The sequence below is a fragment of the Serratia sp. CY47444 genome (assembly GCF_052168635.1).
GTDB classification, from domain to species: domain Bacteria; phylum Pseudomonadota; class Gammaproteobacteria; order Enterobacterales; family Enterobacteriaceae; genus Serratia; species Serratia bockelmannii.
Genome location: NZ_JBJNMH010000022.1, coordinates 42312 through 67298, shown reverse-complemented (window position 1 = coordinate 67298; position 24987 = coordinate 42312). Strand labels below are relative to the sequence as shown.

The 24987-nt window shown below is 60.7% G+C and carries 24 protein-coding genes and 1 pseudogene; 10 read left to right on the top strand and 15 right to left on the bottom strand.

Annotation, left to right across the window (positions count from 1 at the left end):
• Positions 1 to 10 precede the first annotated feature (10 nt).
• Together ACJ8IL_RS22130 and ACJ8IL_RS22125 are read left to right on the top strand one after the other, a co-directional pair.
• Positions 11 to 253, top strand: a complete 243-nt coding sequence (locus ACJ8IL_RS22130) for a DUF4160 domain-containing protein (protein WP_004937418.1) — start codon at positions 11 to 13, stop codon at positions 251 to 253.
• A pseudogene (locus ACJ8IL_RS22125) lies at positions 237 to 482 on the top strand (DUF2442 domain-containing protein); the annotation flags it as partial. The gene ACJ8IL_RS22130 and the pseudogene ACJ8IL_RS22125, both read left to right, overlap by 17 nt.
• A 39-nt stretch (positions 483 to 521) precedes the next feature.
• Here ACJ8IL_RS22125 and hemW read toward each other — a convergent pair.
• From hemW to ACJ8IL_RS22095, 6 genes are read right to left on the bottom strand one after another with little or no spacing between them, the layout of a single operon-like run.
• Positions 522 to 1664, bottom strand: a complete 1143-nt coding sequence (hemW, locus tag ACJ8IL_RS22120; protein WP_442516831.1) for a radical SAM family heme chaperone HemW — start codon at positions 1662 to 1664, stop codon at positions 522 to 524.
• On the bottom strand, positions 1657 to 2250 hold the full coding sequence (locus ACJ8IL_RS22115) for an XTP/dITP diphosphatase (RefSeq protein WP_025304251.1): 594 nt from the start codon (positions 2248 to 2250) through the stop codon (positions 1657 to 1659). Before ACJ8IL_RS22115 ends, hemW begins: the two co-directional genes overlap by 8 nt.
• A gap of 17 nt (positions 2251 to 2267) precedes the next feature.
• Complete coding sequence (gene yggU / locus ACJ8IL_RS22110) at positions 2268 to 2558, bottom strand: DUF167 family protein YggU (protein ID WP_004948014.1); 291 nt, start codon at positions 2556 to 2558, stop codon at positions 2268 to 2270.
• Entirely contained in the window at positions 2555 to 3109 is a 555-nt protein-coding gene (locus ACJ8IL_RS22105; RefSeq protein WP_025304250.1) for a YggT family protein, read from the bottom strand. Before ACJ8IL_RS22105 ends, yggU begins: the two co-directional genes overlap by 4 nt.
• Before the next feature lie 31 nt (positions 3110 to 3140).
• Positions 3141 to 3962, bottom strand: coding sequence for a pyrroline-5-carboxylate reductase (gene proC / locus ACJ8IL_RS22100; RefSeq protein ID WP_025304249.1), 822 nt, complete (start codon positions 3960 to 3962; stop codon positions 3141 to 3143).
• 19 nt (positions 3963 to 3981) lie between these two features.
• Positions 3982 to 4689 (bottom strand): YggS family pyridoxal phosphate-dependent enzyme, encoded by a 708-nt coding sequence (locus ACJ8IL_RS22095; protein WP_025304248.1) that lies wholly within the window; start codon positions 4687 to 4689, stop codon positions 3982 to 3984.
• 20 nt (positions 4690 to 4709) lie between these two features.
• Here ACJ8IL_RS22095 and ACJ8IL_RS22090 point away from each other — a divergent pair, with 20 nt between their 5' ends.
• Positions 4710 to 5732 carry a type IV pilus twitching motility protein PilT gene (locus ACJ8IL_RS22090; RefSeq protein WP_049204215.1) on the top strand — a complete coding sequence of 341 codons (1023 nt, stop codon included), beginning with the start codon at positions 4710 to 4712 and terminating at the stop codon, positions 5730 to 5732.
• On the opposite strand, the gene ruvX is transcribed toward ACJ8IL_RS22090, so the two are convergent.
• The 6 genes from ruvX to ACJ8IL_RS22060 form a co-directional block, all read right to left on the bottom strand.
• Complete coding sequence (ruvX, locus tag ACJ8IL_RS22085) at positions 5729 to 6151, bottom strand: Holliday junction resolvase RuvX (protein WP_025304246.1); 423 nt, start codon at positions 6149 to 6151, stop codon at positions 5729 to 5731. The two genes, ACJ8IL_RS22090 and ruvX, sit on opposite strands and share 4 nt — an antisense overlap.
• A complete protein-coding gene (locus ACJ8IL_RS22080) occupies positions 6151 to 6714 on the bottom strand; it encodes a YqgE/AlgH family protein (RefSeq protein WP_004937452.1) in 564 nt (187 codons plus the stop codon). Before ACJ8IL_RS22080 ends, ruvX begins: the two co-directional genes overlap by 1 nt.
• Before the next feature lie 147 nt (positions 6715 to 6861).
• Positions 6862 to 7812 carry a glutathione synthase gene (gene gshB / locus ACJ8IL_RS22075; protein ID WP_025304245.1) on the bottom strand — a complete coding sequence of 317 codons (951 nt, stop codon included), beginning with the start codon at positions 7810 to 7812 and terminating at the stop codon, positions 6862 to 6864.
• Positions 7813 to 7822: 10 nt separating this feature from the next.
• On the bottom strand, positions 7823 to 8554 hold the full coding sequence (rsmE, locus tag ACJ8IL_RS22070) for a 16S rRNA (uracil(1498)-N(3))-methyltransferase (RefSeq protein WP_025304244.1): 732 nt from the start codon (positions 8552 to 8554) through the stop codon (positions 7823 to 7825).
• 69 nt (positions 8555 to 8623) lie between these two features.
• Positions 8624 to 9319, bottom strand: coding sequence for a deoxyribonuclease I (gene endA, locus ACJ8IL_RS22065; protein WP_043141331.1), 696 nt, complete (start codon positions 9317 to 9319; stop codon positions 8624 to 8626).
• A 101-nt stretch (positions 9320 to 9420) separates the two neighbouring features.
• Positions 9421 to 9933, bottom strand: a complete 513-nt coding sequence (locus ACJ8IL_RS22060; RefSeq protein ID WP_100397091.1) for a SprT family zinc-dependent metalloprotease — start codon at positions 9931 to 9933, stop codon at positions 9421 to 9423.
• 372 nt (positions 9934 to 10305) lie between these two features.
• Here ACJ8IL_RS22060 and fumA point away from each other — a divergent pair, with 372 nt between their 5' ends.
• Complete coding sequence (fumA, locus tag ACJ8IL_RS22055) at positions 10306 to 11952, top strand: class I fumarate hydratase FumA (RefSeq protein WP_033635936.1); 1647 nt, start codon at positions 10306 to 10308, stop codon at positions 11950 to 11952.
• A gap of 150 nt (positions 11953 to 12102) precedes the next feature.
• The gene (locus ACJ8IL_RS22050) at positions 12103 to 12969 is read left to right on the top strand and encodes a helix-turn-helix domain-containing protein (protein ID WP_043141326.1); all 867 of its coding nucleotides are present in this window, start codon (positions 12103 to 12105) and stop codon (positions 12967 to 12969) included.
• Here the strand turns inward: ACJ8IL_RS22050 and ACJ8IL_RS22045 are convergent.
• Both ACJ8IL_RS22045 and ACJ8IL_RS22040 read right to left on the bottom strand, forming a co-directional pair.
• Positions 12893 to 13945, bottom strand: a complete 1053-nt coding sequence (locus ACJ8IL_RS22045) for an XdhC family protein (protein ID WP_043141323.1) — start codon at positions 13943 to 13945, stop codon at positions 12893 to 12895. The two genes, ACJ8IL_RS22050 and ACJ8IL_RS22045, sit on opposite strands and share 77 nt — an antisense overlap.
• Before the next feature lie 8 nt (positions 13946 to 13953).
• Positions 13954 to 14538, bottom strand: a complete 585-nt coding sequence (locus ACJ8IL_RS22040; protein ID WP_043141320.1) for a nucleotidyltransferase family protein — start codon at positions 14536 to 14538, stop codon at positions 13954 to 13956.
• Between the two features lie 208 nt (positions 14539 to 14746).
• Here ACJ8IL_RS22040 and ACJ8IL_RS22035 point away from each other — a divergent pair, with 208 nt between their 5' ends.
• The 3 genes from ACJ8IL_RS22035 to ACJ8IL_RS22025 are packed head-to-tail and all read left to right on the top strand — an operon-like array spanning position 14747 to position 19319.
• The gene (locus ACJ8IL_RS22035) at positions 14747 to 17536 is read left to right on the top strand and encodes a xanthine dehydrogenase family protein molybdopterin-binding subunit (RefSeq protein ID WP_147823231.1); all 2790 of its coding nucleotides are present in this window, start codon (positions 14747 to 14749) and stop codon (positions 17534 to 17536) included.
• Positions 17533 to 18087 carry a (2Fe-2S)-binding protein gene (locus tag ACJ8IL_RS22030; protein ID WP_038879260.1) on the top strand — a complete coding sequence of 185 codons (555 nt, stop codon included), beginning with the start codon at positions 17533 to 17535 and terminating at the stop codon, positions 18085 to 18087. The genes ACJ8IL_RS22035 and ACJ8IL_RS22030 overlap by 4 nt, the downstream gene beginning before the upstream one ends.
• Positions 18084 to 19319: a cytochrome c gene (locus ACJ8IL_RS22025; RefSeq protein WP_173889752.1), complete on the top strand. Its 1236-nt coding sequence runs from the start codon at positions 18084 to 18086 to the stop codon at positions 19317 to 19319. The genes ACJ8IL_RS22030 and ACJ8IL_RS22025 overlap by 4 nt, the downstream gene beginning before the upstream one ends.
• A 63-nt stretch (positions 19320 to 19382) precedes the next feature.
• Here the strand turns inward: ACJ8IL_RS22025 and ACJ8IL_RS22020 are convergent, their stop codons facing one another.
• Positions 19383 to 20759, bottom strand: a complete 1377-nt coding sequence (locus ACJ8IL_RS22020; protein ID WP_025304234.1) for an amino acid permease — start codon at positions 20757 to 20759, stop codon at positions 19383 to 19385.
• A gap of 631 nt (positions 20760 to 21390) precedes the next feature.
• Here ACJ8IL_RS22020 and pdhR point away from each other — a divergent pair.
• Positions 21391 to 22155: a pyruvate dehydrogenase complex transcriptional repressor PdhR gene (gene pdhR / locus ACJ8IL_RS22015; RefSeq protein WP_004937490.1), complete on the top strand. Its 765-nt coding sequence runs from the start codon at positions 21391 to 21393 to the stop codon at positions 22153 to 22155.
• A gap of 165 nt (positions 22156 to 22320) precedes the next feature.
• Positions 22321 to 24984 (top strand): pyruvate dehydrogenase (acetyl-transferring), homodimeric type, encoded by a 2664-nt coding sequence (gene aceE / locus ACJ8IL_RS22010; protein ID WP_025304233.1) that lies wholly within the window; start codon positions 22321 to 22323, stop codon positions 24982 to 24984.
• Positions 24985 to 24987 lie beyond the last annotated feature (3 nt).

The following is a 24987-nucleotide window of genomic DNA, read 5'->3' as shown; positions in this document are numbered from 1 at the left end:
TTTTGCATTGATGCCAGTGATATTCCGTTATAAAGGCTATAGGTTCTTTTTTTATTCAAATGAGGGTGACCCGCTTGAGCCGCCGCATGTTCATATCAGAGACGCTGAGGCTGAAGCGAAATTTTGGTTGGTTCCTGGCGTGCAGTTGGCGCGTAATGATGGCTTTAACGCCAGAACGCTAAAAGAGTTGGCTGGTCTGGTTGATACCTATCAGGCATTGTTTTTGGAGGCTTGGCATGAGTATTTCGGCTAAACGCGTCAGCTTTGACGATACGACGATGTGGGTCGAACTAAGTGACGCCAGAATTATTGGCGTGCCGCTGGCCTGGTTTCCCCGTTTGTTGAACGCGACGGAAGAACAGCGGGTGGGGTATGAGCTCAGCGCTCGCGGCATCCATTGGGACGCGTTGGACGAGGATGTTTCCGTTGAGGGATTGCTGAAGGGGCGTGGCGACGTGACGCACCGCCCTCATAATGCCGCCGAACATGAAAAAAAGCGCTGGTCATTCAGCGCTTTTTTTTTACTCGTCGTCCGCCAGGAACAGTTCCAGCAGCGAGTTGAGGAACAGTTTGCCCTTCTCGGTAATTTGCCAATGCTCCGCGGTTTCTTCCAGATAGCCTTTGGCCAGCGCTTCGTCCAGCTGCGGGCGAATGACGCTTTCCGCCAGCCCGGTGTAGTTGACGAAGTCGGCGCGCGGCGCGGCTTCCAACAGGCGGAAGCGGTTCATGAAGAACTCGAACGGCCGATCCGCCGCCGCCACCTCATGCTGCTTGTCCATGTAGTCGCCGCGCATAAAGCCGCGCGGGTGCTTGGTCTTGGCGGTGCGCAGGATGCGCCCGTCGCTGAAGGTCACCTTGCCGTGCGCGCCGCAGCCGATCCCCAGATAGTCGCCGAAGCGCCAGTAGTTGAGGTTGTGCTGGCATTGGAAGCCCGGCTTGGCGTAGGCCGAGGTTTCATACTGTTGATAGCCGGCGGCGCTCAGCAGCTGGTGGCCGCGTTCGAAGATGTCCCACAGCGCGTCGTCGTCCGGCAAAACCGGCGGGCGCGAGCTGAACAGGGTGTTCGGCTCGATGGTCAGCTGATACCACGATAGGTGCGGCGGATTGAGGGCGATCGCCTGGCGCAAATCGTCCAGCGCCTCTTCCAGCGACTGATCCGGCAGGCCGTGCATCAGATCGAGGTTGAAGCTGCGCAGGCCAAGGCCGGTCGCCAGCGTCGCCGCGCGTTTGGCCTCTTCCGGGCCGTGGATGCGCCCCAGGCGGGTCAGCTTCTCGGCGCTGAAGCTTTGCACCCCAATGGAGATGCGGTTGACGCCGGCGCGCTGGTAGCCGCTGAAGCGATCGGCCTCGACGGTGCCGGGGTTGGCCTCCATGGTGATTTCGGCGTCGTCGGCGACGTGAATGCGCGCCCGCACGCCGTCCAGCAAGGCCTGCATCGCCTCGGCGCTCAGCAGGCTGGGGGTGCCCCCGCCGATGAAGATGGTGCTTATCTCCCGGCCGCCTGCCAGCGGCAGGTCGGCATCCAGATCCGCCAACAGATGATCGACGTACTCCTGATGCGGCACGTCCCCCTTCAGCGTATGGGAGTTGAAGTCGCAGTACGGGCATTTCTGCACGCACCACGGGATGTGGATGTAGAGACTCAGCGGAGGCAGCTTAAGCATTGCGCATGGCTTCCAACATCAGCTTCAGCGCCTTGCCGCGGTGCGAAATCGCCCGCTTCTCGTCGCGGCTCAGCTCGGCGGCGGTGCGGCCCAGCTCCGGTACGTAGAAGACCGGATCGTAACCGAAGCCACCTTCACCGGCGGCCTGTTCGGTGATTTCGCCGGCCCAACTGCCGTGGAACACCAGCGGCGTCGGGTCTGCCGCATGGCGCAGATAGACCAGCACGCAATGGAATTGAGCGCCGCGCTTGCCCGGCGCCACGTCTTTCAACGCCGCCAGCAGCTTATCGAGGTTCTGCCGATCGTCGGCGTCTTCACCGGCATAGCGTGCAGAGTAGATGCCCGGCGCGCCGCCCAGCGCGTCGACCGCCAGACCGGAGTCGTCGGCGATCGCCGGCAGGCCGGTGACCTGTGCCGCATGGCGCGCTTTGAGAATGGCGTTTTCAATAAACGTCAGCCCGGTTTCTTCGGCGGATTCCACGCCCAGATCGGTTTGCGCGACCACGTCCAGGCCGAAATCGGCCAACAGGTCGGCAAGTTCGCGCACTTTGCCCGGGTTACCGGTGGCAAGAACGACTTTTTGCATAATGACTACCTTGAAAATTATTCGATGAGCGCCGCGACCACGGCGGGGATCTGTTGCGGATTCACGATGCGTAACTGTTTATGCCGCCCCAGTTCGCCTTTCTCGATGGTGACGTTGCTTTTCGCCACTTTGAACTGCTTGGCGATAAACTTGATCAAATGGGCGTTGGCTTGGCCGTCGACCGGCGGGGCGGTGATGGCGACTTTTAGTTCGTCGCCATGCAAGCCGATAATTTGGTCGCGGCTGGCTTTCGGCTGAATATATAGCCTGATCGCCAGCCCGTCCAGCACCGGAGTGACGGCACTCACAGCAGGAACCAGATCTCGCCGAACAGATCCATGCCCAGGTAGTTGATCAGATAGAGGATCAGGATCACCACCATGGCGGAAAAGTCGATACCGCCCATCGCCGGAATGATGCGACGGATCGGCGCCATCAACGGTTCGGTCAGCTGGTACATCACGTAGTCGATCGGGCTGCGGCCCTGGCTTACCCAGCTCATCAGCGCACGAATGATCATCACCCAGAAGATCAGGTAGCCGGCGGACTTGACCAGCGAGATCAGGCCGAACAGCAGGTTATACGGGCTGAGCGATATCGCGCCGCCCTGGATCAGCAGCAGCAGCGGGTACTTGATGGTCATCAAAAGGAACGCCAGCAGCAGAGAAGCACTGTCGATGGGCCCCAGCGATGGGATGATGCGGCGCAGCGGGCCGACCACCGGTTGGGTGATCTTCACCACAAACTGCGAGAACGGGTTATAAAAATCGGTGCGCGTCCATTGCATCCAAATGCGCAGCAACAGCACCATCACGTACAGATCAATAACGGTCTTGACCAGGAAAGTCAGCGTTAGCATGAAGTGGTCCTTCTCCTTAACTCATGGTTATTTAAAATAATTTTTCCATTTCTTGCGCACGAGAAACGGCGGCCTGCATTGCTTGCGCCACGGTTTCCGGCAGTTGGCGTTCGTTGAACACCCGCAGCGCTTCGGCGGTGGTGCCGCCTTTGGAAGTCACCTGCTCGCGCAGCGTGCCCAGCGGCGTATCCGGGTTGGCTTCCACCAAGGCGGCAGCACCGGAAGCGGCCTGCTGCACCAGATCGCGCGCGGTCTGGCTGTCGAAGCCCATGCGTTCGGCCTCTTTTTGCATCGCTTCCATAAACAGGAAGAAATAAGCCGGGGCGCTGCCCGCGGCGGCGATCACGCCGTTGATGCCATTTTCGTCATCTACCCAGCAAACTTTACCGACCGACGCCATTAAATCGCCGGTGTAGTCGCGATCCTGTTGGCTGACCTGCGCCGGCGCGTACAGCCCGCTCATGCCCTTGCCGACCAGCGACGGGGTGTTGGGCATGATGCGCACGATGTCCAGTTGGTCGCCGAGCAGCTGATAGAAACGGCTGACCTGAATACCGGCGGCGATCGACAGCACCAGTTTGCCGCCGAAATCGACCTGTTCGCGCAGCGGCTGACACACGTCGGCCATCATCTGCGGTTTGACCGCCAGCACCACCACCTCGGCTTCACGCGCGCAGGCGACGTTGTCGCCGCTGCTGACGATGCCGTAGTCCGCCGCCAGCGCGTCACGGTTTTTCGCCGAAGGGGCGCAGACGCTGATGGATTTGGCCGGATAGCCGCCCGCCACCAGGCCGGCGATGATTGCACGCGCCATGTTGCCGGCGCCGATAAAGGTAATCTTGCGATGTTGCATCAAATCCCTCGTCTGTTTGTCAGGCCTGCGAGTAGTCGCGGGCGCCAAAAATTGCGGTGCCGATGCGCACCAGGGTGCTGCCTGCGGCAATCGCTGCCGCCATATCGTCCGTCATGCCCATCGACAGCGTATCGGCCTGCGGATAACGCTGGCGCAGGGCGAGAAAGGCGTCGTTCATCTGGTTGAATACCGCCAACTGCCGCTGGTAATCCGCTTCCGGCGCCGGGATGGCCATCAGGCCGCGCAGCGTCAGGTTCGGCAGCGCAGCGAGCGCCTCGGCCAGCGCTGGCAGTTCGCTTAATGCAATGCCGGATTTGCTCTGCTCATCGCTGATGTTGATTTGAATCAGCACGTTGAGCGGCGGCAGGTCGGCCGGGCGCTGATCGCTCAGGCGCTGGGCGATGCGCAGCCGATCCACGGTATGACACCAGGCGAAATGTTCCGCCACCAGCCGACTCTTATTGGATTGCAGCGGGCCGATAAAGTGCCACACCAACTCACCGCCCTGCGGCGACTCGGCGAAATGCCGGATCTTGTCTACCCCTTCCTGCACGTAGTTCTCGCCGAAGGCGCGCTGGCCGGCGGCGATGGCTTCTTCGATCGCCGCCACAGGTTTGGTTTTGCTGACTGCAAGCAGAGCAACTTCTTCCGGCGCCCGTGCGCAGTTTTGCGCGGCGGCCGCGATGCGGTTTCTGACATCCTGCAGGTTCTGTTGGATAGTGCTCATTATTGACCCGGGAGAGTGATATGGATATCGATGAATTCGTGGCCCTTAGTGTAAAGCATAATGCTTCCGATCTGCACCTTTGTGCCGGTCATCCGCCGATGTTGCGCATCGACGGTGAACTGCAGCCGCTGGCGGCGGCGCAAACGCTGACGGCGCAAGGCGCGCAGGCCCTCTGCGATGGATTGCTGAATGCGCAGCAGCGCGAGAGCCTGCGGCGGCTGGGGCAGGTCGATCTGGCGTTGCACAGGCCGGGCGGGGAGCGGTTGCGCGCCAACATTTTTCAACAAAGCGCGGGGATTTCTCTCGCGTTGCGGCGCATTGCCGGGCAATCGCCTTCGCTTGCCGAGCTGGCAGCGCCGGCCATCGTGCCGGCGCTGCTGCGGCGCGACGATGGGCTTCTCCTGGTCACCGGCGCCACCGGCAGCGGCAAGTCCACCACGCTGGCAGCGATGATCGACGAGATCAACCGGCACCAGCAGCGGCACATTTTGACGCTGGAGGATCCGATTGAATTCCTGCACCGCAGCCGGCGATCGCTGATCCAGCAGCGGGAGATCGGCCGCGACAGCCACAGCTTTGATGCGGCGTTGCGCGCCGCGCTGCGCGAAGATCCTGATGTGATCCTGCTGGGCGAGCTGCGCGATACCACCACCATCCGGCTGGCGCTCACCGCGGCGGAGACCGGCCACCTGGTGCTGGCGACGCTGCACACCCGCAGCGCGTCGCAGGCAGTGGAACGGTTAGTGGACGTGTTTCCGGCGGAAGAAAAACCCTATGTGCGCGCCCAGCTGGCCGGCAGTCTGCAGGCGGTGATCGCGCAAAAGCTGATGAGGCGGCCCGGCGGCGGACGCGTGGCGATCTTCGAAGTGCTGACGGCGACGGCGGCGGTCAGCAACCTGATCCGCGAAGGGAAAACGCATCAGTTGGCGAGCGTGTTGCAAACCGGCGCACAGTCCGGCATGCAAACCTTTGAGCAAGGTTTGCAGCAGCGGATTGACGCCGGTGTGTTGGGGGACTGTGCGGGGGAGGGAACGGGTGTTTAGCCCAGCTGCCGTTCGAACCAGCTCTCGAGGATCACTACCGCGGAGGCGGAATCCACGCTGCCTTTATCAAGGGCGCGGAAGCCGCCGCGGTCGAACAGGTTGGCGCGCGCTTCCACGGTGCTCAGGCGCTCGTCATGCAGATCGATCTGGATGCCGAAGCGGCCGTGCAGGCGGTTGGCGAACTTGCGCGCCTGGGCAGTAACGGGTTGTTCGGTGCCGTCCATGTTCAGCGGCAGGCCGACCACCACCAAATCCGGCTGCCACTCCTTCAGCAGTTTTTCAATTTTCAGCCAGTCCGGCGAGCCGTCCTGCGCTTTGAAGGCCGGCAGGGCGCGGGCGCTGCCGGTCAACTCCTGGCCGATGGCCGCGCCAATGCTTTTGGTGCCGAAGTCGAAGGCGATAATGGTGCGGTTGCTCATCAGGCGTGTCCTGCGTGGTTGGCGATGCTGCGAATGTCGATACCCAATAGGTTCCCCGCCTCGCGCCAGCGGCTGGCGATCGGCGTGCGGAACAAAATGTCGGTGTTGGCTTCGATGGTCAGCCAGGCGTTTTCCAATACTTCCTGCTCCAACTGGCCCTTTTCCCAGCCCGCATAACCCAGCGCCACCAGCACGTCGTCCGGTTGCTCTGGCGTGCCGAGCGTTTCCAGCACGTCTTTCGAGGTGGTGATCATGGTGTTGGGCGAAATTTGAATGCTGGCGCCGAAGCCGTGGCGCGGCGTATGCAGGATAAACCCGCGATCGTCCGCCAGGGGGCCGCCGGCGAACACCGGCTTGTCCAGGCTGATGGCCGGATCGCGCGCAGGCGGCATGATCTTCAGCTTGCTCAGCACCGTGGCTACCGTGAACTGCTCCACCGGTTTATTGATCACCAAACCCATGGCGCCTTCTTCATTGTGCTCGCAAATGTAAATCACCGAGCGCTTGAAGCGAGGATCCTGCAGCGTTGGCATGGCGATCAGAAAATGGTGCTGTAAATTCATGGCGTTAGTATAAGGTAATCAATGGGTGAGAAAATAAACAGCCGCCAGTATGCGGCTATACCCGCCGCCTTTCAAGCCGCTGCCGGAAAGGCGGGCTTTGGCGGGCGCGATACAGGATAGCGGGCGGCATGCCGCCCGCATGACGCATTACTTCGCCGCCAGGCGCTTTTCAATCGCGTCCATCAGCATGCCGGTAATCGAAATCGGGAATGCCGCCTCGATCTCGCGCGCGCAGGTTGGGCTGGTCACGTTGATTTCGGTCAGGCGATCGCCGATCACGTCCAGGCCGACGAAGATCAGCCCTTTCTCTTTCAGCGTCGGGGCGACGGTACGGGCGATTTTCCAGTCGCTCTCGCTCAGTGGACGCGCTTCGCCGCGGCCGCCGGCCGCCAGGTTGCCGCGGGTCTCGCCCTGCGCCGGAATGCGCGCCAGGCAGTAAGGCACCGGCTCGCCGTCCACCACCAGGATGCGCTTGTCGCCGTCCTTGATCGCCGGCAGGAAGTTCTGCGCCATGCAGAAACGGCTGCCGTGTTCGGTCAGGGTTTCGATGATCACCGACAGGTTAGGATCGTCCTGCTTCACGCGGAAGATAGACGCGCCGCCCATGCCGTCCAGCGGTTTCAGGATGATGTCGCCGTGCTGTTGGTGGAATTTGCGGATGTGTGCGGCGCTGCGGCTGACCAGCGTATCCGGCGTCAGCTCAGGGAACCAGGCGGTGAACAGCTTCTCGTTGCAGTCGCGCAGGCTTTGCGGCTTGTTGACCACCAGCGTGCCTTTGACTTCGGCGCGCTCCAGAATGTAGGTCGCGTAGATGTATTCGGTATCGAACGGCGGATCCTTGCGCATCAGGATCACGTCCAGATCGTGCAGCGCCAGATCCTGCTCGGCGCCGAAGCTGAACCAGCTCTCCTTGTCTTCCTTCACGCTCAGCAGGCGGGTACGGGCGCGCCCGTCGCCGGCGTGCAGATAGAGATCGTTCATCTCCATGTAGTGCAATTCGTAACCGCGGCGCTGCGCTTCGAGCAGCATGGCGAAGCTGGTGTCTTTCTTGATGTTGATGGAATCGATAGGATCCATCACGATGCCGAGCTTAATCATCTTTTCTCCTTTAACCCAGGTCGCCGAAGCGGACCTGCAGAGCGGTAATGGCGGTGAGCGCTGTGGTTTCGGTACGCAGAACGCGTGGTCCCAGCAGAATATCAGTAAATCCGTGGTCGGTGGTCATGGCGATTTCGTCGGCGGACAAACCGCCTTCCGGGCCGATCAGCAGGCGGACGCGGTCTACCGGCTGCGGCAGCGTGTTGATGCTGTGGCTGGCGCGCGGATGTAGGTTGAGCTTCAGGCTGCCGTCCTGCTCGGCGCACCAGGCCTCCAGCGACATCGCCTCGCGGATTTCGGGAATGCGGTTGCGGCCGCACTGCTCGCAGGCGGCGATGGCGATCTTTTGCCATTGCTGGATTTTCTTCGCCAGACGCTCGCCGTCCAACTTGACGCCGCAGCGCTCGGAAAACAGCGGGGTGATGACGTTGACGCCCAGCTCGATGGATTTCTGGATGGTGAACTCCATCTTCTCGCCGCGCGAGATCACCTGGCCCAGATGCAGGTTGAGCGGCGATTCGATGTCCTCCACGCGGCCGTCGCCGAGGCGCACCAGCACGCTCTTTTTGTCCACCCGGACTATCTCGGCGTCGAACACCTGGTTGCTGCCGTCGAACAGCTGCAGCGCCTGGCCGGCGCTCATGCGCAGCACGCGCCCGACGTGGTTGGCGGCGTCCTCGCTGAGGGCGATCTCCGCCCGATCGGTCAACGGCTGCGGATGGTAAATGCGGGGTATGCGCATGGGTAGTCTGATCCTGACGAAACGGCGCCGCGGGTTGGCGGCGCCATGAAAGATAAAGGCTATAGTAGGTTAGCTTTTCCGCTGCTGACAAGCCTGTTGAATATAGGGGTTGTGGTTGCCCTGCACCTTGGCGATACGTGCTTCACGCTGACATTCCCATTGGCTCACCGGATATTGCCGGTTCCACACCTCGAACAGCTGGGTTTGCTGGCGTGACAGCCGCAGCTGGTAGCGATCGCGCATGTAGAAGTAGGTGCGGGCAATGGCGCCGCGGGCGCGGGCGGGCGGCTCCGCCTGTTTATTCTTGAAGTCCACCTTCATTGGGCATTGCCCGTACTGGCCTGCGCCGCCGTTCCATTGGCTGTACATGAAGTTGTTGCGGTCGCCGTTCACTTCGCCGATCGCCGGCTGCAGGTTGTGCAGATCGGTTTCTATCTGGCGATAGGTGGCGTCCTTGTTGCAATTTTTGCGCCCGCCGTCCTGCCAACACTGCAGCTGGTGACCGAACTGCCAGGCCGGCACTACGTGTTCCCATTCGATGCGCTGTGCGCGCTGGGCGTTTTTACGCACCTGATAGCCGCAGCCGGCGAGATCCGGGATGCCCTTCTTGCCCTGCCAGTCGATGCGGCAGCCGCAGTAAAAGCTGCCCGGCGCATCCTGATTAATCTTGACCGCCGCCGCTTTGGCCTGAGAGAAGTTATTGATGCCGTGCGCCTGTACGGCGCCTGCGGCGAAAACCGCCATAAACAAAATTCTGCGAAGCATATTCCAAAACAGCTCAAAATTGGAAAAGCAGGCAGGGTAACGGAACTTGCCGGCAGTGGCAAATGGCGATATTTGCTTGTTTTAACGTATAAATCGTTTAACTAAATGTTCTCGCTAGCAAGAAATTTCAGTTTTTCGCCGCACCGGCGGCAGCGGTATTCGCTTTCGCCGCGCAGCACGCGGTTATGGCGGCGAATGGTGAGCTGGTGCTGTCCGCAGCCGCAGCGGTAGGGGAAGGTTTTGCTTTGCACCGAGGCGGTTTCGAAACGGTGAGTGCGGCTGGCGGGGGTCAGCAGTACGCTTTCCATCATCCAGCGCCATTCGCGGCCGTGCGGCGCCACCCGGCCGAATTGGCGAAACACCAGCAGGTGCGCCAGCTCGTGCGGCACCACTTCATCGATAAACGGCTGTTGGTTTTCCAGCAGCAGCACCGGGTTCAGACGGATTTCCCAGCTTTGCAGCCAGGCGGTGCCCGCGCTGGTGCCGCGTTGCTGATAGACGATGCTGGGTTCGGGGAACTCGACGGCAAAATGCTGGCGTGCCAACTGCAGCTTTTCTCGCAGGCAGCGCATCACCGCTTGTTGCAGCGCGATGGGGATTCTTGGTTTGTTCATTGCGGCCTAGCTTAAGCAATGGCACGGCGGCTGACAATATGCCCCGGCCTAAATCCGCATCCGACGCTTTCTTGGCGCTGTGCGCCGGTTTTTCGCCACATTGATAAGACGATCGCCGCCGATGGATTGTAATCAATGTGTTAACTGCGGGATAATAAAGCGTGCATGATGAGCCTGTACCCGCAGTTCTCACCGAGCAAGGTTGAAACGCCGCCTGTGGTAATCCCTTACGCAAAGAACGGTTATTTTGCGATTTGGCGCAATAACTGACTGATTAAAAATACGTAAGGTGGAGGCAGTTTTTTGACAAGGCGCCGAGCCGTGCGCCGCAAGTGTGAATTTAACGCAGCTGATGTTGCAAGTGAGAGATCAATGTCGAATAAACCGTTCCACTATCAAGATCCGTTCCCGCTGAAGAAAGACGATACCGAATACTACCTGCTGAGCCGCGACCACGTTTCCGTGAGCGAATTTGAAGGCCAGGAAATTCTGAAAGTTGCCCCTGAAGCGTTAACCCTGCTTGCCCAGCATGCGTTCCACGACGCCTCGTTCATGCTGCGCCCGGCGCACCAGCAGCAGGTGGCCGATATCCTCGACGATCCGGACGCCAGCGAAAACGACAAGTACGTTGCGCTGCAATTTCTGCGTAACTCAGAAATCGCCGCCAAGGGTATTTTACCGACCTGCCAGGACACCGGCACGGCGATCATCGTCGGCAAAAAGGGCCAGCGCGTCTGGACCGGCGGCGGCGATGAAGCGGCGTTGTCGCGCGGGGTGTACAACACCTACATCGAAGAGAACCTGCGCTATTCGCAGAACGCCGCGCTGGATATGTATAAAGAGGTCAATACCGGCAGCAACCTGCCGGCGCAGATCGATCTCTACAGCGTGGACGGCGAAGAGTACAAGTTCCTGTGCATCGCCAAGGGCGGCGGTTCCGCCAACAAAACCTATCTGTATCAGGAAACCAAGGCGCTGCTGTCGCCGGGCAAACTGAAAAACTACCTGGTCGACAAGATGCGCACGTTGGGCACCGCGGCTTGCCCGCCGTACCACGTGGCGTTCGTCATCGGCGGCACCTCGGCGGAAGCGACGCTGAAAACCGTCAAGCTGGCCTCGACCAAGTATTACGATGGCCTGCCGACCGAAGGCAACGAGCATGGCCAGGCGTTCCGCGATCTGGAACTCGAAGCGGAACTGCTGCAAGAAGCGCAGAACCTGGGTCTGGGCGCGCAGTTCGGCGGCAAATACTTCGCGCACGATATCCGCGTGGTGCGCCTGCCGCGCCACGGCGCGTCCTGCCCGGTCGGCATGGGCGTCTCCTGCTCGGCGGACCGCAACATCAAAGGCAAGATCAACCGCGACGGCATCTGGCTGGAAAAACTGGAGCACAATCCGGGTAAATTCATTCCTCAGGAACTGCGTCAGGCCGGGGAAGGCGAGGCGATCAAAGTCGATCTCAACCGCCCGATGGCCGAGATCCTTAAACAGCTGTCGCAGTACCCGGTTTCTACCCGCCTGTCGCTGAGCGGCACCATCATCGTCGGCCGCGATATCGCGCACGCCAAGCTGAAAGAGCGTCTGGATCGCGGTGAAGGCCTGCCGCAGTACGTCAAGGATCACCCGATCTACTACGCCGGCCCGGCCAAAACGCCGGAGGGCTACGCGTCCGGTTCGTTGGGGCCAACCACCGCCGGGCGTATGGACTCTTACGTCGATCTGCTGCAATCCCACGGCGGCAGCATGATCATGCTGGCGAAAGGCAACCGCAGCCAGCAGGTGACGGATGCCTGCCACAAGCACGGCGGCTTCTATCTCGGCAGCATCGGCGGCCCGGCGGCGGTGCTGGCGCAGCAGAGCATCAAGAGCCTGGAGTGCGTGGAGTACCCTGAGCTGGGCATGGAAGCGATCTGGAAAATCGAAGTGGAAGATTTCCCGGCGTTTATCCTGGTGGATGACAAAGGCAATGACTTCTTCCAGAAGATCCAGGCCGGTCAGTGCTCCAGCTGCCTGAAATAAGCGCGGCCCCCTTCGCCGCCTGCGGGCGGTGAAGGGGAGTGTGTAAAGTCCTGTAGCTTGCTGGACGTCGAGTTTTAACCTGTATACCCTACGCGGATAGCACTAAAATTCGACTAATGGAATATCGGCAACAGAAGGTTCGGCAAGCACATGGGTACGCAGGAAAGTCATATCAAGGAATTGCTGGTCTGGATTGAAGATAACCTGACCAATCCGCTGTCGTTGGATATCGTTTCTGCCAAGTCAGGCTATACGAAATGGTACCTGCAGCGCATGTTCAAGAAGCAGACCGGATTGTCGTTAGCCTCGTACATCCGCGCTCGCCGCCTCTACCTCGCCGCTTTCGCCTTGCGTTTCACGCAGAAGAGCATTCTTGATATCTCGGTCGAATACCAATTCGATAACCAGCAGACGTTCTCGCGCTGTTTCAAGAAACACTTCGCCGAATCGCCCAGCGTGTATCGCCATGCCCGCAAGCAGGACTTCAGCAATCTGGTGCGTTCGCTGGCGGCCAGCCAGCCCGGCGATATTCAGGTCGAACGCGTCAGCATCGCCAGAGGGCAATATGCCTTTCACGGCAAACATTACGCGTACCATCTGGATATCGAGAAGCTGGACAAGTCGCACCTGCCGCAGCGCAGCGCGCTTCGGGCGCAGTTCTACACCTTGTTGGGCGAGCGCCCGGCACAAACCTATTCGTTTACCCAACTGGTGCCGGACGGCGAGCGGGTCAGGGTCGACTATACCCTGGGCGTGACGACGGACTACCCGCTGCGCGAAGGCGTGGCGCTGGAGCCGCTGCCGGAGATCCACGGCGAGTTTTGCCGTTTTCGCTATTCCGGCAAGCCGGTGGCGCTCAACGACCACATCATTAAAATTTACACGCAGGTGCTACCCGAAATGGGGCTGGCCCGCGGTGACGGGCCGGACATGACGGTGTTCAGCTATTCGCTGAGCGGGAAAGAGGAGCTGTATCTGGAGCTGCAGCATCTGGTGCCGGTGGTGCCGTTGCACTGATCCCGTCGGCGGCCGGCCGCCGGTTTTTCTGCTGCACGATCGCCGCCATCACTGCCAGGGCGATCTCCGCCGGGGTTTTGCTGCCCAGCGGCAGGCCGATCGGCGCATGAATGCGTTCCAGCTCCTGCGGCGTGAATTCGGCAATCTGCTGCAAACGCTGGCGCCGCCGCGCGCTGTTTCTGAGCGAGCCCATGGCGCCGATGTAAAACGCCGGGGTGTGGATCGCTTCCATCAGCGTCAGGTCGTCCATGCGCGGATCGTGGGTCAGCGCCACGACGGCGGTATTGGCGTGGCAACCGCCGTCCTCAATGAACTTGGCCGGAAACTGGCGCAGCAGCGTCACGCCCGGTTTCAGCTCGGCGGCGAAGTTATCCAGCGCCTCCGGGCGGCTCTCGCACACCAGCACCTCAAACCCCAGCGCCACGGCGAAGTCGGCGCAGTACAGCGCCACGCTGGACAACCCGGCGATCAGCAGGCGTGGCGCGGCCGCGATGTGCAGGGTGATCTGCTCGAGCCGGCGTTCGACCTGGGTGGCGCTGGTGAAGTGGCTCTGCTCAAGGCTGTGGCAGGCGTGGGGCAGCGTCAGGCGTTTGATCAACGCGTGATGCCCTTCCAGCGCGCCGGCGATGCGTTGCAGATAAGCGACGCTGGCTTCTCCCGCCGGCAGATACTCGATCAGCACGTCCAGCACGCCGCCGCAGGGCAGCGCCACGTTGGGCGTCATGCCGCCTTCGCCATAACGGATCACCTGGCTGGGCGCCTGATACTCCCCGGCGGCTACGCGCCGTAGAAAGTCCTCCTCCACGCACCCGCCCGACAATGAACCGCTGTAGCGGCCGTCTCGGGTCGCGGCCATCAACGCGCCCGGCGACCGCGGCGAAGAGCCGTAGGTACTGAGCACGGTGCATAACCAGACCGGCTGTTGCTGCAGCCAGCTTATCGCCTGGCTGACCACGGTGACATCAAGATGTTGCATAGGTGAGTTTACTCGCTGGCCGGGAGTTGCGATGGAAGATCAATATCCTGCACGACGCCGGGGTACTCAAGCGGCAGCAGGTGTACCGCCGCGCCTTGCAGCAGTTCACGCGCGCCATTATCGCCGCGCAGTTGGCAAAGCGGTTTGCGCAATCGGGCGGAAAAGCCGACCGGGTGACCGGGCTGTTGCGCATAGCAGGGGCGCACGATCGAGTGCTGCCGTAAGGCATCCGCCACCTGTCGGAAAACGTCGGCGCCGACGAACGGCATATCGGCCAGGTGGATCAGCCAGCCCTGCCAGTGCGGCGTGGCCGCAACGCCCGCGGCGATCGAGTCGCCGAGGCCCGCGCTGGTGAGCAGGGTGACCGGTACTTGCTTGGCGGCGCAGGCTGCCAGCACCGGCAGATTATCCGGCCGGGTTACCACCTGTACCGGCAGGCCGGAAGCCAGCGCCTGGCGCAGAGTGTGTTCGAACAGCGATCGCTGCTCGCCCGCCGCATCGGCGAATCCGGCGTTCAATTTGTTGCCCTGGCCGCCGGCCTGGATAAAGCGCTCCCCGCGTCCGGCGGCGGTAATGACAATGCCCGTGGTCATGGTTGAAGTCCGCGTTTGCGCAAATTATTTATTAGCCTACAAACTACCTGTGTTTTGCAAATGTTTTTTTGTTGAAAACAGTCTGTTAATCATCACATAATTTTAGTTATAAGCATATGCTTATGACGTCTACGGCAAGGTCGTCAGCGTTTGCGCAACAACACCGCGAACAAAAACCAATTACAAGAAAGACGTGAAGGACTTATTTATGAGCAATTTCAACCCGTCGCGGCGCCGCTTTATCAAAAGCGCCGTGATTGCGGGGGTCTCCGTGTACCTAGCCCCCCTGTACAGCCGCGCCTACGCCGCGCTGTTCGAGCAAAAAATCCTCCAGTCGCCTAACTGGGATCCGCAGACCAAACGCGTCCGTTTCCGCATCGATGGCCGCGCCAAGGTCATGGGGCAGAAGGTGTTCGCGCGCGATATCCGCGCGGTGGACATGCCGCACTGGCCGCAGAAACAGGCGCACGCCTTCATTCTGCGCGTCACCAAAGCCGACCGGCTGTTCGAAGGGGTCGATCTGTCGCTGTTGGGGGACGACCTGCAGCCGGATCGCCTGGTGACGGCGGAAGATCTGGCGCGCGATGGCCTGGCCTTCCCGGCCTTCTACGGTGACGACATGCTGCTGCCGAGCGGCAAAACCCCGGCCTACCTCGGCCAGGCGGTGGCGATCCTGATCTATCACGACTTCGCCCGATTCCGCTTTGCCAAGGACAAGCTGAAATTCCGTGAAGAGACCATCAAATTCGGCGCGGTCACCGGCCCGCTGGAGCGCGATCCCTGGGGCAGCTTCCGCTATGTGCGGGTGGGGGGCGATCAACCGTTCGACGACGATCGCTTCTCCAGCCTGAAGGACACGCCAATCTTCCCGGTATCGATGAAAAAGCACCTGCCGGTGTGGCCGGAAGGGCGCGAGGGCGGCAAGCTGGATCAGGAAGGCATGCGCTATGCGGGCCAGATCGCCGACGAGATGGCCAACCCGCCGGCCGACTGGCTGGTGATGTCACGCCGCTACACCACGCAGTCGATCGATACCTCGGCGCTGGAGCCGGACAACGCCAACGGCTGGTTCGACGCGCAGACGCAAACCCTGCATCTGGTGGTGCCGACCCAGTCGCCGCAGGAAGTGGCCGACGAGATGCCGCGCATGCTGGCCAAGCGCAACCCGCCGGTGAAACAGCTGATCCTGCACCCGTGCTACACCGTGGGCTACGGCTCGAAAGATCACTACAACTTCCCCTATTACGGCGCAGTGGCGGCGATGTACGGCGACGGCCACCCGGTGCGCCTGGCCAATGACCGCTTCGAGCAGTTCCAGACGGCGCTGAAGCGCCACGCGTTCGACATGAACTATCGCATCGCGGTGAATCGCCAGACCGGCGTTATGCAGTCGTTCCTCGGTGACATGACGGCGGACGGCGGCGGCCGCAGCAACTTTACCCCTTCGGTGGTGATGGTCGGCGCGACCGCCGCCCAGTCGATTTACTACTTCCCAAAAAGCGATCTGTCGTCGGTCGGGCTGGCCTCACGCGCCATCGACGCCGGTTCGGCGCGCGGTTACGGCACGCTGCAGAGCATGGCCGCCACCGAGATGATGGTGGATGAGCTGGCCGCCGAGCTGAAGATCGACCCGATCGAGTTCCGCCTGCGCAACGTGCTGAAATCCGGCATGAAAAATACCCAAGGGGCGATCCCGGCCGGTGCGATCCGCGCCGATGAAGTGCTGGAGAAGGCGGCGAAGCATGAGATGTGGCTCAAGCGCGCCGAACGCAAGGCCAAGTTTGAGAGCCGCTATCCCGGCAAGCGCTATGGCGTTGGCTTCGGCTGCGTGCAGAAAGACTTCGGCACCGGGGCGGAAACCTCGTTCGCCCGGGTGGAGCTGAGCGAAGACGGGCGCATCACCCTGCATCACAGCGGCGCGGAGATGGGCACCGGCATGTCGACCTCGCAGTCGGTACTGTGCGCGCAGTGGCTGGGCAAACCGGCCGACGAAGCGCACTTCTCGGTCACCGACTGGTCGGTACTGCCGATGGTCACCAGCGGCGATCCTTACCTGATGTCGCAAGAAGAGCAGGACAAGCTGCAAACCAACCCCAACTGGACGCCGAGCTACTGTTCGCCGTCGAGCGCCAGCAATTCGGCCTATTACTTCTCGCACAGCACCCGCGAAGCGGCGCGCCTGATCTTCGATCACGGCCTGTGGCCGGCGGCGATGGCGCTGTGGCAGGCCGGTATCGGCGGCGGCCAGGCGGCGCCGCTGGTGGTGCGGCGCGAAGATGCGCGTTGGGTCGAAGGCGGCCTGACGGCGGCGGGCATGTCGGTGCTGAGCCTCGAGCTGCTGGCCAAGACGGCTTATCAGATGGGCGGCGTCACCGGCGCGGCGGTGCACGTGTTCAACCGCTGGCAGTGGGCGGAGGCCGATTTCACGTTGAACGGCAAAAGCGAGCGCCTGCCGGTTGACGGCATGGCGCTGCGCAACGCCGGCGGCGAATTCAAACCGCTGGCGCGCGGGCAGGTCTATTATCCGCCGACCCAGCGCAACAATGCGGCGGTGACCTACTACAGCGCCGTTGGCACGCTGGCGGAAGTGGCGGTGGATATCGCCACCGGCCAGGTGGAATTGCTGAATCACCACTCGATCATGGAGTGTGGCAACCTGATCGTGCCGGAACTGGTTTCCGGCCAACTGCAGGGCGGGCTGGCGATGGGGATCGGCCATGCGCTGCACGAATATTTACCACTGTACGAAGACGGCCCGGGCAACGGCACCTGGAACTTCAACCGTTACCACCTGCCGCGCGCTAGTGACGTGGCGGTGTGGAAGCAGAGCGGCGACATCCTGCCGGCGCTGTCGGAAACCGATCCGCCGAAAGGCATGGCGGAGGTGGTGATGATCCCGATCGTGGCCGCGCTGGTCAACGCCATCGCCGACGCCACCGGCCACCGTTTCCGTGATTTGCCCGTTCGTGCAGAAAATATTCGTGAGGTATTACAATGAGCATTAAAACCCAGCCGATTTCCCTGACCATCAACGAAAAGCAGTACGGCCCGATCGAGGTGCCGGAAGGCTTGATGATGATCGATTTCCTGCACGAGTACCTTGACCTGACCGGTTCGCGCCTCGGCTGCGGGCAGGGCATTTGCCACGCCTGCGTGGCGATCGTCGATCACCCTAGCGGCACTAGCGAAGAGGTGCGCACCTGCATCACCGGCGCGCATTTCTTCAACGGCAAGAAAGTGCGTACCGTCGAAGGCCATGCCAAGGTGGACGAGCAGGGCGAGGTGGTTGAGCTGTCGCCGATCCAGCAGGCGTTTCTGGAGCACTACAGCTTCCAGTGCGGCTACTGCACGCCGGGCTTCGTCAACGCCGCCACCATTTTCGTGGAAAAGCTCAAGCGTGAACCTATCGCTCGCGAGCAGCTGGAAAGCGCCATCGAGCAGGCGCTGGACAGCCACATCTGCCGCTGCACCGGCTACGTGCGCTACTACGAAGCGGTGCGCGACGTGGTGCTGAAAACGCCGGGCCTGCTGAAGGAGACGGCGCAATGAAAAAACGTCTCTCAGTGTTGATTGTGCTGGTGGCGATCGTGGTGATTGCGCTGCTGTGGTGGCGGGAAAACCGGCGTTACGACGGCCCGGTGCAGCAGGTGAGCGCCGGCGCCGAACAGATCGCCCGCGGCCGCTATCTGGCGCAGGCCGCCGACTGCGCCGCCTGTCATACCGCCAGCGGCGGGGCGCCGTTGGCCGGCGGCTATCCGCTGGACACGCCGTTTGGCACGATTTACGGCAGCAACCTGACGCCGTCGGCCGACCACGGCATCGGGCGCTGGACCAAGGACGACTTCTTCCTGGCGCTGACGCAGGGCGTGGCGCCGGGCGGACGGCACCTGTACCCGGCGATGCCTTACACCTCGTACAAGGGCATATCGCGTCAGGATGCCGACGACATCTACGCTTACCTGATGACGCGCCCGGCGGTGGACGTCGCCATTCCGGCCAATGAGATGCCGTTCCCGTTCAACCAGCGCATGGCGCTGATCGGCTGGAACCTGCTGTTCCGTAGCCAGGATCCGCTGCCGGCCAGTTCGCAGGGCAATTCGCCGCAATGGCAGCGCGGCCGCTATCTGGCCGACGTGCTGGGCCACTGTGGCGAATGCCACACGCCGCGCGGCGCACTGGGGCAGATGGATCTCGCTAAGCCGATGCAGGGCGGAGATCTCGGCCGCTTCACGGCGCCGGACATTACGCCGCACGGCCTGGCGCAGCGCGGCTGGACGCCGCAGGACGTCAGCCGCTTCCTCAGCACCGGCCTCGCGCCGCAGGGTTCGGCCTTCAGTGAGATGCATATGGTGGTGGATCTCAGCACCCGTCATTTGACGCCGGAAGACCATCAGGCGCTGGCGCTGTATCTGATGGGCGAGCAGCCGCCAGCGGCGGTGCCGGTGAAAATGGGGCAGGGCAGCGATGCCGGGCGCATGACCTATCTGGATCAGTGCGCCGGCTGTCATGCGCGCGAAGGCGAAGGCAAACCGCACGTCGCACCGGCGATGCGCGATAACGCCACGCTGCGCCAGGCGGACGGCAAGAACCTGATCGTGTCGGTGCTGGACGGCCTGCCGGCCCAGCAGTTCCCGAACGGTGAAAGCATGCAGAGCATGCCGGGCTTCGGCGAGCGTCTGAGCGATGCCGACGTGGCGGAACTGGTAAATTACCTGCGGGTGACCTGGGGCGGTTTGCCGGCGGACGTCACCGCCGAGCAGGTGAAAGCGCTGCGCAAGTAAGCGGCGTTCAGACGAAAAAAATGGCCCGCATCTGCGGGCCATTTTATTGCGCGGTCACGGGATTCAACGGCTGGTGACGCCGTCGACGCGTTGGCTGCGCTGTTTGATGGCGTAACCGACGGCCAGGATCGCCACCCATACCGGGATCAGCAGCACCGAGATTTGAATGCCCGGCGTCAGGTACATGATCACCAGGATGCCGGCCATGAACAGCAGGCACAGGTAGTTGCTGAACGGGTACCAGAACGCTTTGAACTTCGGCACCACGCCTTCGCGGTTTTTGGCGGCGCGGAACTTCAGGTGCGCCAGGCTGATCATCGCCCAGTTGATCACCAGCGCCGACACCACCAACGCCATCAGCAGTTCGAAGGCACGGCCCGGGATCAGGTAGTTAATCAGCACGCACAGCGCGGTGGCGAGGGCGGAGATGCCGATGGCCACCACCGGCACGCCGCGGCCGTCGACCTTCAGCAGGCTTTTCGGGCCGTTGCCCTGCTGCGCCAGACCGTACAGCATGCGGCTGTTGCAGTAGACGCAGCTGTTGTACACCGACAGCGCGGCGGTGAGCACCACGACGTTCAGCACGGTCGCCACCAGGTTGCTGTTCAGCGCGTGGAAGATCAGCACGAACGGGCTGCCGCCTTCGACCACTTTGCCCCACGGGTACAGCGACAGCAGAATGGCCAGCGAACCGATATAGAAGATCAGGATGCGGTAGATCACCTGATTGGTGGCTTTCGGAATGCTCTTTTGCGGGTTGTCGGCTTCGGCGGCGGTGATGCCAACCAGTTCGAGGCCGCCGAAGGAGAACATGATCACCGCCATCGCCATCACCAGGCCCATGACGCCGTTCGGGAAGAACCCGCCCTGCGCCCACAGGTTGGTGACGGTGGCTTCCGGGCCGCCCATGCCGCTGAACAGCAGGTAGGCGCCGAACACGATCATGCCGATAATCGCCACCACCTTGATGATGGCGAACCAGAACTCCATCTCGCCGTAAACTTTAACGTTGGCGAGGTTGATGGCGTTGATCGCCAGGAAGAATACCGCGGCGGAGACCCAGGTCGGGATCTCCGGCCACCAGTACTGCACGTAGATGCCGACCGCGGTCAGCTCCGCCATCGCCACCAGGACATACAGCACCCAGTAGTTCCAGCCGGAGGCGAAGCCGGCGAAGTTGCCCCAGTATTTGTAGGCGAAGTGGCTGAAGGAACCGGCGACCGGCTCTTCCACCACCATTTCCCCCAGCTGGCGCATGATCAGAAACGCGATGAAGCCGCCGATGGCGTAGCCGAGAAGCACTGACGGGCCGGCCATTTTTATTGTTTGAGCGATACCGAGAAATAACCCGGTACCGATTGCGCCACCTAAGGCGATGAGCTGAATATGGCGGTTTTTCAGGCCGCGTTTCAGCTGGTCACCCTGCTGTTGACCATCCATCAATCTAACCCTCTGTCGTTGTGAATGCCCATCTGCCTGTAAAGCAGTGGTTACGATGTGTGTTTTGTTTTATTTACGGCGTTATAGCTATTAATTCCACGGCGCCGCTACCGTTTGGCAGAGAATAATGTTATGCGCGTCGGTTTGCACCTGCTTTGTCGTGTGAGTGATTAAGATTGCAGCAGTTTAGGAAACAAAATGCGGGTTGTGTGACGGCGGGGGGGATTCAGTGCATGAAATAAGCAACAAATCACATAATGCGCAAAAATAACGTAGAACTGAACGGTGGGGTGCGTTCAAATAATGAACGAACCGCCGTTGCGCTGCTCGCCAAATAGCCATTCATTAAAGCGTCATAACCATGCAATAAAACTCGGGCAAAAAGTTTGCACTCTGCCTTGCGTAAGGTTTGGTAAAAGTTAAATCCCAAACCCATCGCGTAAATGGTAATACCATCACGGCGTTACCGGTTTGCAGCGGGGTTTTCAGCGGGGTGTTAAAATGTGCGGGTAACCTGATTTCGATCAAGGCCCGTATGGACAGGAGGTGAATACTTTGTTACTTTACCGTCACGTTTTTGAAATTGGTATTACCAATTGACTCCGCGCCATTCGCAGAGAAGAATTCACTCATGGCCTACAGCAAAATCCGCCAACCCAAGTTGTCAGATGTTATCGAGCAACAGCTCGAATACCTGATCCTCGAGGGGACACTGCGCCCAGGCGAAAAACTGCCTCCGGAGCGCGAGCTGGCGAAACAATTTGATGTCTCCCGTCCTTCTCTGAGAGAGGCCATTCAGCGCCTTGAAGCGAAAGGGCTGCTCCTGCGCCGTCAGGGCGGCGGCACCTTCGTGCAAACTAATCTGTGGCAGAGCTTCAGCGATCCGCTGGCCGAGCTGCTGGCCGACCATCCCGAATCACAGTTCGATCTGCTGGAAACCCGTCACGCGCTGGAAGGCATTGCCGCCTATTACGCGGCGCTGCGCGGCACCGATGAAGATCTGGCGCGCATCCGCGATTGCCACATCGTGATTCAACAGGCTCAAGACAGCGGCGATCTCGACGCCGAGGCCGATGCGGTCATGCAGTATCAAATCGCCGTGACTGAAGCCGCTCACAACGTTGTGTTACTTCACCTGCTACGCTGCATGGGGCCGATGCTGGAACAGAACGTGCGTCAGAACTTTGAATTGCTCTACTCGCGCCGTGAGATGTTGGCAAAAGTGAGCAGCCACCGCGCCGGAATTTTTGAGGCGATTGTGGCACGCGAGCCGGAAAAGGCCCGTGAAGCCTCGCATCGCCACTTGGCGTTTATCGAGGAAATCTTGCTGGATCTCAGCCGGGAGCATACTCGGCGCGAGAGATCGCTACGGCGTCTCCAGCAACGCAAGGATTAAGAGCTGTCCTCTTCAGGGTACACCAGCCTGCGGGGGTTAAGTTCGAGGTACTTAGTTAAGTACTTAAGCGGCAACTAAACTGATGGGCCTGTCTTCGTGTGTTTTTGCACAGAGCACAGGAAGACAGGCTCCAAACAAACCATTAGACAGATAAGGAATACCACCATGTCAGAACGTTTAAACAATGACGTGGATCCGATCGAAACCCGCGACTGGCTGCAGGCGATCGAATCGGTCATCCGTGAAGAGGGTGTTGAGCGAGCTCAGTTTCTGATTGATCAGGTATTGGGAGAAGCCCGCAAAGGCGGCGTTAACGTTGCGGCCGGTGCTGCAGCGCACAACTACGTCAACACCATCGCGGTAGAAGACGAACCGGCCTACCCAGGCAACCTGGATCTGGAACGCCGCATTCGCTCTGCGATCCGTTGGAACGCGATCATGACCGTTCTGCGCGCATCCAAAAAAGACCTGGAGCTGGGCGGCCACATGGCTTCCTTCCAGTCTTCCGCGACCTTCTATGAAGTCTGCTTTAACCACTTCTTCCGCGCACGCAACGAGAAAGACGGCGGCGACCTGGTGTACTTCCAGGGCCACATCTCTCCGGGCGTTTACGCGCGTGCCTTCCTTGAAGGCCGCCTGACCGAAGAACAGATGAACAACTTCCGTCAGGAAGTGCACGGCAACGGCCTGTCCTCTTACCCGCATCCTAAGCTGATGCCGGAATTCTGGCAGTTCCCGACCGTATCCATGGGCCTGGGCCCAATCAGCGCCATTTATCAGGCGAAGTTCCTGAAATACCTGGAACACCGCGGCCTGAAAGACACCTCTGAGCAGACCGTTTACGCCTTCCTGGGCGACGGTGAGATGGATGAGCCGGAATCCAAAGGCGCCATCACCATCGCGACTCGCGAGAAGCTGGACAACCTGGTGTTCGTCATCAACTGCAACCTGCAGCGCCTGGACGGCCCGGTCACTGGTAACGGCAAGATCATCAACGAACTGGAAGGTATCTTCTCCGGCGCAGGCTGGCAGGTGCTGAAAGTGATCTGGGGCGGCCGTTGGGATGAGCTGCTGCGCAAAGACACCAGCGGTAAACTGGTTCAGCTGATGAACGAGACCCTGGACGGCGACTACCAGACCTTCAAATCCAAAGACGGCGCTTACGTGCGCGAGCACTTCTTCGGCCGTTACCCGGAAACCGCGGCGCTGGTCAAAGACATGACCGACGACGAAATCTGGGCGCTGAACCGTGGTGGTCACGATCCGAAGAAAATCTTCGCTGCACTGAAAAAAGCGCAGGACACCAAAGGCAAACCGACCGTTATCCTGGCCCACACCATCAAAGGTTACGGCATGGGTGAAACCGCGGAAGGTAAAAACATCGCTCACCAGGTGAAGAAAATGAACATGGAAGGGGTTCACCACTTCCGCGATCGTTTCAATGTGCCGGTTGCCGATGCTGACATCGAAAAACTGCCGTACATCACCTTCGAGAAAGAATCCGAAGAGTACAAATACCTGCACGAACGTCGCCAGGCGCTGAAAGGCTACGTGCCAACCCGTCTGCCGGAGTTCACCCAGAAGCTGGAAATGCCGGCGCTGGAAGATTTCAGCTCGCTGCTGGAAGAGCAGAACAAAGAGATCTCCACCACTATCGCCTTCGTGCGTGCCCTGAACGTGATGCTGAAGAACAAGTCGATCAAAGATCGCCTGGTGCCAATCATCGCCGACGAAGCGCGTACCTTCGGTATGGAAGGTCTGTTCCGTCAGATCGGTATCTACAGCCCGAACGGCCAGCAGTACACCCCGCAGGACCGTGAGCAGGTTGCTTACTACAAAGAAGACGAGAAAGGTCAAATCCTGCAGGAAGGCATCAACGAACTGGGTGCAGCCTCTTCCTGGCTGGCCGCAGCGACTTCCTACAGCACCAACGATCTGCCGATGATTCCGTTCTACATCTACTACTCGATGTTCGGTTTCCAACGTATCGGCGACCTGTGCTGGGCAGCGGGCGACCAACAGGCGCGTGGCTTCCTGATCGGCGGGACCTCGGGCCGTACTACCCTGAACGGCGAAGGTCTGCAGCACGAAGATGGCCACAGTCACATTCAGTCTCTGACCATCCCTAACTGCATCTCTTACGATCCGGCTTACGCGTACGAAGTGGCGGTGATCATGCACGACGGTCTGGTGCGCATGTATGGCGACAACCCAGAAAACGTGTACTACTACCTGACCACGCTGAACGAAAACTACCACATGCCTGCGATGCCGCAGGGTGCGGAAGAAGGTATCCGCAAGGGTATCTACAAGCTGGAAACGCTGGAAGGCAGCAAAGGCAAGGTACAGCTGCTGGGCTCCGGCGCTATCCTGCGCCACGTGCGCGAAGCTGCGCAGATCCTGGCGAAGGACTACGGCGTGGGTTCCGACACCTACAGTGTGACCTCGTTCACCGAACTGGCGCGCGACGGCCAGGATTGCGAGCGTTGGAACATGCTGCACCCAACCGAAACGCCACGCGTGCCTTACATCGCTCAGGTGATGAGCGACGCGCCAGCGGTAGCGTCTACCGACTACATGAAACTGTTCGCTGAACAGGTTCGTACTTATGTGCCGGCCAGCGATTATCGCGTACTGGGCACCGACGGCTTCGGTCGTTCGGACAGCCGCGAAAACCTGCGTCACCACTTCGAAGTCGATGCATCTTACGTGGTGGTTGCTGCTCTGGGTGAACTGGCTAAACGCGGTGAGATTGAAGCTTCTGTGGTTGCTGATGCAATCAAGAAATTCGATATCAACCCGGAAAAAGTTAACCCGCGTCTGGCCTAAGAG